Source organism: Winogradskyella eckloniae, assembly GCF_013249045.1.
GTDB classification, from domain to species: Bacteria; Bacteroidota; Bacteroidia; order Flavobacteriales; family Flavobacteriaceae; genus Winogradskyella; species Winogradskyella eckloniae.
The window spans coordinates 1-1,095 of the sequence record NZ_JABRWP010000021.1; the positions used below are offsets into that span (position 1 = coordinate 1).

General features: G+C 37.4%; 1 protein-coding gene. It reads right to left on the bottom strand.

What is annotated here, in order from left to right:
* A partial coding sequence (locus HNV08_RS16205) for an SdrD B-like domain-containing protein (protein WP_173282408.1) occupies positions 1-1,095 on the bottom strand: 1,095 nt, incomplete at both ends.

Below are 1,095 nucleotides of genomic sequence, written 5' to 3' on the forward strand. Positions count from 1 at the left end.
CTGTAAATGAATAGTTACCGTTAGCATCTGTAGTTGTTGTTGCTAATTGGTTGTTGTTACAATCTAATAAGTTTACTGTAACACCTGCAACACCTTCTTCTCCTGGATCTTGAATACCATCTTCGTCCTCATCTAAGAATACTGTATCTCCTAAGGATGCTGATGGTAAATAAATACCTGCATCTATTGTTGGGTCATTCTCTCCTGGCTCTAAATCAATACAAGATGTTCTGCCGTTTGATCCAGCATCTGAATCGTTACTATCATTGCCACCTTGGTTAGCTGGCGATAATTCGTATCCTGTTGGTACTTCAAACTCTACTTTGTAATCTTCATTTGGATCTAAATCTGTAAATGAATAGTTACCATTAGCATCTGTAGTTGTTGTTGCTAATTGGTTGTTATTACAATCTAATAAGTTTACTGTAACACCTGCAACACCTTCTTCTCCTGGATCTTGAATACCATCTTCGTCTTCATCTAAGAATACTGTATCTCCTAAGGATGCTGATGGTAAATAAATACCTGCATCTATCGTTGGGTCATTCTCTCCTGGCTCTAAATCGATACAAGATGTTCTACCGTTTGCATTTGCATCTGAATCATTACTATCATTGCCACCTTGGTTAGCTGGCGATAATTCGTATCCTGTTGGTACTTCGAACTCTACTTTGTAATCTTCATTTGGATCTAAATCTGTAAATGAATAGTTACCATTAGCATCTGTAGTTGTTGTTGCTAATTGGTTGTTATTACAATCTAATAAGTTTACTGTAACACCTGCAACACCTTCTTCTCCTGGATCTTGAATACCATCTTCGTCTTCATCTAAGAATACTGTATCTCCTAAGGATGCTGATGGTAAATAAATACCTGCATCTATCGTTGGGTCATTCTCTCCTGGCTCTAAATCGATACAAGATGTTCTACCGTTTGATCCAGCATCTGAATCGTTACTATCATTACCTCCTTGGTTAGCTGGCGATAATTCGTATCCTGTTGGTACTTCGAACTCTACTTTGTAATCTTCATTTGGATCTAAATCTGTAAATGAATAGTTACCGTTAGCATCTGTAGTTGTTGTTGCTAATTGGT